Genomic DNA, 5,720 nt, shown 5'->3' on the forward strand with positions numbered 1-5,720 from the left:
TTAGCGGATGCGATCGTGAATTATTATGTAACACGCGCAACGACTAATTTAACGACGCTGGGGCGTGATTTAGGGTGCAGTAGAACAATGGCTGCTGAACGAGTGAATAAAGCGCTAGGCTGGTTGCAGGGCTATTTTTGTGGTGCATTAAATAAAGTAGATAAAACGGTTTATTTAAAAGCTGCGTAACTTTAAAAAATTATCTACGGTTAATTTTTTAAAAGGGCTTGCAAGTGTCGGACGAAAACTATATATTTTGTGCCATCGTAGCAAGACGTGTAAACACTGTCTTTAACTTGTTTACTTAAGTGAATTTTCTGTCCCGTTTATTCGCTTCGAAAACCCAGTCTTTGTGCTGGGTTTTTTTTCGCCTATTTTTTACCCCCGTGGTTTTAGCTCGCCTTTGTGCGGGCTTTTTTGTGAGTGCTATTTATGTTTGAGCAAATGCCTGCTGTATTGAAAGCTGTTTTATTAGCTGTGGTTGTGGCATTTATTCGCGTACGTAACGATGGCGAGCCGCGCCTTATACGGCATGTGGTAGAGGCTGCTTTTTGTGGGGCTATCACGGTTGCAATATTCTATTTAGTGAAAGCGATGGGGTTAGATAGCTACCAAGACTATGCAGTCTTTCTAGGTGGATTCGTTGGTATGCTGGGGAGCGATTTTGTGCGGGGTGTTGCGCGTAAATTAGCGAATTCAAAAATAAAATAATAAGTGATAGGTGATTAATGTTTATTTATTCGCAAGCGACCGGCCGACTGTGGTGTGATAAGGGTGAGCTGGTGGCGGTTGGTTACAGCGGCTTTGGTGTGGGTAAAAACAATCCTGAGTGTCAGCATATTGTTGATGTTGGGCCTATTCCTCGTGGTTTGTACGGTATAGGTAGTGCGTATAACTCATCAAACGTTGGGCCGTTATCGCTACCGCTAAACCCGATTGATCATAATGCTTTTGGGCGCACCGCGTTTGTTATTCACGGTGACTCTACGACTCGACCAGGCGCGGCAAGTAAGGGCTGTATTATATTGGCCCGTGACGTGCGTAAGCTGATTGCCGGCAGTGGCGATAACTTTTTAAAAGTGATTGAGTGATGTCATTAGATCCTATTACGGCAGTATTAAATTTAGGTAAAGAGGCCATCCATAAAATATGGCCCGATGCCAATAAGCGCGCTGAAGAGTTACGCAAGCTTGAAGCGTTAAGGCTAGGCGGTGATCTCAAGCGTTTAGAGTTTGAGGTGCAGTTGCTGCTTAAGCAGGCTGAAATCAATTTAGCGGATGCTAAGAGTGCCAGCCTTTGGCAGTCTGGCTGGCGGCCCTCTGTTGGCTGGGTATGCGCAGCATCACTCGCATTAATGTATATCCCTAAGGCTGTAGTGATGACCGCTCTGTGGTCATGGCAAAGCTATGAGGTGATTGCCACTACAGAGAATGTGGCAAGGGTTAGCCTTCCTGTTTTTCCCGATCTTGGGGTGGCCGATATTATTGCGCTGCTGGGTGCGTTGCTAGGCGTTGGCGCAATGAGAAGCTTTGATAAAAATCGAGGCATTGATACGAAGTGATGGTGTTTCATATAAAACGATGGGTCCTTTCTAGCACTGCGTACATACGGGGCTAAGACTCGCGAGTTTTTAACAGCTATATGTTTTTGGTAGGGGGGTTGACTGCATGAATGTGAATGAGCCTTGCTCGCAAGTTGAATTTGCTGCATTGGTTGGCGCCTCAAAGCAGGCGATTAATCAGCGCTGTAAAGAGGGCCTACTCAAAGACAATGACACTCTCGCGCATTGGATTTTTGCGTATTGCGAGCAGCTACGCACAGCGGCAAGCGGGCGTGAAGTGTCTACGCAGCGCCAGCAACTCGAGGCGGCCAAAACACGTGAAGCCTTGGCCAGTGCAGGCACAAAAGAGTTAGAGCTTTACCGAGCCCACAATCTAATACTTGAGCTAGATCAAGTCGAAAACGCGATGAAAGACTGGGCGCAGTTGGCCCGCGAAGAATTAATGACATCGGTCGAGAAAATCTTAGAGATGATTGAAAGCGCCCACAACATTACAGTGGCAAGAGATAAAGTTGATGCAATTACCGACGCTGCCACCCGAGCTATTGGAGATTACAGCGTGCAACCTACGCAAGCTAATTGAGCGAGTTAGGGCCTCTTGGTTACCGCAAAAAAAATATGGCACCATCGAATGGATGGAGGCGCATTTTAGAATACCCAAACAAGACAGTGACGTTAGCGGGTTATATGACGCCGATTACGTGCCGTATTTTTGGGGTGTGGCATACGCGCTAGATAATGAAACGGTTGAAATGGTCGTGCTAATGAAGGCCGCGCAAATTGGCTGGACCTTATTAGAAACCGGCTGGATTGCAAAACGGGTGTGCACGCAACCTTCTCGCATGCTGGCGCTGTTTCCCAAAGATGAAACCGCGCGCAGCTTTATGGAGGAGAAGTTTGAGCCCACCATTGAATCATCACCAGAATTAGCCAAGCGTATTGATATTAGCAGTAGCCGTAAATCCGGTAATCGCTCAAATTATAAAAATTTCCCTGGCGGTTCGTTTAAAGTGTTTGGCTCTAATTCGGTGTCCAATGTGAAATCAACGCCAGCACCGGTTGTGATTGTCGAAGAGCCCGACGATACCAATACCAGCGTCGGCGATCAAGGCAGCGCGATAGCGTTGGTGCGTGAGCGCATTAAGCGCTTTAGGCGCAAAAAAATAGTCTTAGGCGGTACACCGTCGGTTAAAGATTTTTCAATTATTGAAAGCCACGCCAAGCTTAGCACCCAACGCGTACTGCCCATCGCTTGCCATGAGTGTGGCGAAAAGCATGTGTTAGATTGGGAAAACGTTAGCTGGTTAGATAATGATAGCGCGCAAGAGCACCCTGTATTTAAACGGGCTATGCCCGAGACGGCTGTTTATAGCTGTCCTCATTGCGCAGTGGTGTGGAGTGATTACCAGCGCAAACAAAATATTATTAACACCTGCATTGCCGCGCGCGATGGCGGAGACCCTTGGTGCGGTTGGATAGCGACAGTCAACGCCCCCGAAGCCGTAGAAGGCTTTACCGAATTATCAGAGCTGTATGTGTGCATGGCGGGTACCAGCTTGGCCGATGTTGTGCGCGCGTACTTAGAGGCAGAGCATAAAGCCGAAAGCGGCGATGAATCAGAGCGCATTGTTTTTCAAAACTCAAAACTGGCAAAGGCCTATGAGTTTTCCAGTAAAGATCAATTAGATGCTGATCAGTTAGAAGAGCTCGCAGAAGATTATGATGAACTTGTCTGCCCAGCAGGCGGTTTAATTGTGACAGCGGGTGTTGATGTGCAAGATGATCGCTTAGCGGTGGTGATTCGCGCATGGGGCCGAGCCGAAGAAAGTTGGCTGCTTTATTGGGGTGAGCTCGTTGGCAATACCGTGGATAAAAAAGACCCAGTATGGACCGAACTAGACACCCTCTTGTTTAGCGGTTTTGATCATGAGCGCTTTGGCAAAATAGACCTCAGTACGGTATCCATCGACTCCTCAGACGGCGGCACAAATGAGGCCGTTTATACCTGGGTCAGAACGCGCAGTAAGCACCATAAAAAAACAACCTTGATGGCGATCAAAGGCGATAGCCACGATAACGGCATAAAACCTATTTTCTCAAAACCCAGAAGCATCGAGCATAAAAGCCACAAGCGCCATACCAAAGCCAATAAACATGGCTTGCATGTTTACCTTGTCGGCACCCACAAAGCCAAAGACTTAATTAGCCGAAGGCTATCGGGTACATCGGCGTTTATGCATAGCTATAAAGCGGCGCGGCCAGATTACTGGAAGCAAGTCACCGCAGAAACCAAAGTGCCTAATAAACGCTTAAAAGGCGATTTAACCTGGCAATGCCGTGCCGGTCGTCGTAATGAAGCAACAGATTGCGAAGTCTATGCGCTGCACGGCGCCATGGCGATTAAATTAAATACCTACTCAGCAAAACAGTGGGATGACCTGGAGCTGGGCTTTGCTCAAAATGATTTATTTATTGCAGATAAAAAGATCATCGAGCAACCCCAAAAGCCCGCGCTTGATGAACAACCCACTGAACGAGTGCACGCCGAGCAACCGGCATCATGGCTTGATAACTATACGGAGGATTGGGTGTGAGTGAGTTGTTAATTGCACAAGAAATGGTGAGTTTTTATATCGATGCAGAAAAAGCCGTGTTAAGCGGTAAAGTCATCCAAAAAGATGGCCGAAGCTGGACGCGTGAAAACTTAAGTGAAATACGCAAAGGCCGTATTGAGTGGGAGCACAAAGTGAGGCTTTTATCTCGCCCTCGTGGTTCTCGTGGGCCTTCTTTAGCAGAATTTTAAAATGAATATACTAGAAAAATCGATTGCGGCTATTTCGCCGCGATGGGCTTTGTCGCGCATGCATAATAAGTTTTCTATTAAAGCGTATGAGGCGGTAAAGTCGGGGCGTTTAAATAGCGCTAAACAGCAGCACGGCAGTGCCGATACTCGGTCACAATTTGGTTCTAGGTCGTTGCGCGGTCAAGCGCGGTATTATCAAGAAAACAGCGATTTAGTCGATGGCCTGCTTACCTCGATGGTCAATAATGTCGTTGGCCGCGATGGTATTGGTGTTGAGCCTATGCCGTTAGATAGAAATGGCAATGTGCATGAGGCGTTTGCTAAAGCGCTGCTTGATGGCTTTTCTGAGTGGTCATTAAAGCCCGATACGCGCGGCGAGCTCACACGGCCAGAATTAGAGCGCCAAGTGTGCATGACGTGGTTGCGCGATGGCGAGTGTTTAGGAGAGCATGTTTTAGGTCGCGTTGCCGGTTTTACCCATCCAAATAAAGTGGTGCCGTTTAGTCTTCAAGCGATGGAGCCTGATTTTTTACCCTTTGATTTTCACTCTAAGTCTGGGGCGATATCACAGGGTATTGAGCGCAATCAATGGGGGCAAGCGCAAGCCTTTCATGTGTATGAGTATCATCCTGGTGGTGATCATTTTAAGAGTCTTAAAACGCGGCGTGTTGCAGCCGATAGAATGCAGCATATTAAATTGGTCAAGCGATTAAATCAGGCGCGCGGCGTGAGTATTTTAGCCAGTTGTATGGGGCGATTGTCGGGCCTGCAAAATTATGAAGAGTCAGAATTAGTGGCGGCGCGCATTGCAGCGGCAATGGCTTTTTATATTAAAAAAGGCATGCCCGATGATTTTGAAGAAGGCGGTGGTGAAAAGCGCCGATCTTTTCCCATATCACCAGGCACAATATTTGATGACTTAAAGCCTGGTGAAGATGTGGGCACCATCGAGTCAAAACGCCCGAGCGCATTACTGCAGCCGTTTCGTGATTCTATGGTGCGCATGATTTGTTCTGCCGTGGGTGCCAACTTTTCAAGCGTGTCTAAACAATATGACGGCACTTACTCTTCGCAGCGACAAGAGCTGGTTGAGAGCTATGTGAGCTATGGCGTATTAACCAATACGTTTATTGCACAGTGGAGTCGGCCGGTGTATCGGCGCTATGTGCAAATGGCCATGATGACCGGTGCCATTAAGGTGCCCGCCGATGTCGATACGCGCACGGTACTTTTAGCCTATTACCAGCCGCCGGTGATGCCGTGGATTGATCCGAAAAAAGAAGCCGAAGGTTTTGAGCGAATTGTTGCCGGCGGTTTTGGAACCGAAGCTGAAGTGGTGCGCGGTCGCGGTAAAAA

8 protein-coding genes are annotated in these 5,720 nt (G+C 47.7%); all 8 read left to right on the top strand.

Translation table 11 applies throughout. The features are described 5' to 3' along the window. Nucleotides 1-189: hypothetical protein (locus AC438_RS16000; protein ID WP_053982268.1), on the top strand; the 189-nt coding region annotated here is incomplete at its 5' end. A 243-nt stretch (nucleotides 190-432) separates the two neighbouring features. Beyond that, complete coding sequence (locus AC438_RS16005; protein WP_053982269.1) at nucleotides 433-711, top strand: phage holin, lambda family; 279 nt, start codon at nucleotides 433-435, stop codon at nucleotides 709-711. Between the two features lie 17 nt (nucleotides 712-728). Continuing rightward, nucleotides 729-1,091: a tlde1 domain-containing protein gene (locus AC438_RS16010; RefSeq protein WP_053982270.1), complete on the top strand. Its 363-nt coding sequence runs from the start codon at nucleotides 729-731 to the stop codon at nucleotides 1,089-1,091. Next, nucleotides 1,091-1,561: a 3TM-type holin gene (locus AC438_RS16015; RefSeq protein ID WP_053982271.1), complete on the top strand. Its 471-nt coding sequence runs from the start codon at nucleotides 1,091-1,093 to the stop codon at nucleotides 1,559-1,561. The genes AC438_RS16010 and AC438_RS16015 overlap by 1 nt, the downstream gene beginning before the upstream one ends. Before the next feature lie 106 nt (nucleotides 1,562-1,667). Next, nucleotides 1,668-2,144: a hypothetical protein gene (locus AC438_RS16020; protein ID WP_053982272.1), complete on the top strand. Its 477-nt coding sequence runs from the start codon at nucleotides 1,668-1,670 to the stop codon at nucleotides 2,142-2,144. Further along, nucleotides 2,077-4,155 (top strand): phage terminase large subunit family protein, encoded by a 2,079-nt coding sequence (locus AC438_RS16025; RefSeq protein ID WP_082354227.1) that lies wholly within the window; start codon nucleotides 2,077-2,079, stop codon nucleotides 4,153-4,155. The genes AC438_RS16020 and AC438_RS16025 overlap by 68 nt, the downstream gene beginning before the upstream one ends. Further along, nucleotides 4,152-4,364 (top strand): primosomal replication protein PriB/PriC domain protein, encoded by a 213-nt coding sequence (locus AC438_RS16030; RefSeq protein ID WP_202904786.1) that lies wholly within the window; start codon nucleotides 4,152-4,154, stop codon nucleotides 4,362-4,364. The genes AC438_RS16025 and AC438_RS16030 overlap by 4 nt, the downstream gene beginning before the upstream one ends. A gap of 1 nt (nucleotide 4,365) precedes the next feature. Further along, on the top strand, nucleotides 4,366-5,720 hold a 1,355-nt coding region (locus AC438_RS16035), incomplete at its 3' end, for a phage portal protein (RefSeq protein WP_053982274.1).

Source organism: Marinagarivorans algicola (assembly GCF_001292705.1).
GTDB classification, from domain to species: domain Bacteria; phylum Pseudomonadota; class Gammaproteobacteria; order Pseudomonadales; family Cellvibrionaceae; genus Marinagarivorans; species Marinagarivorans algicola.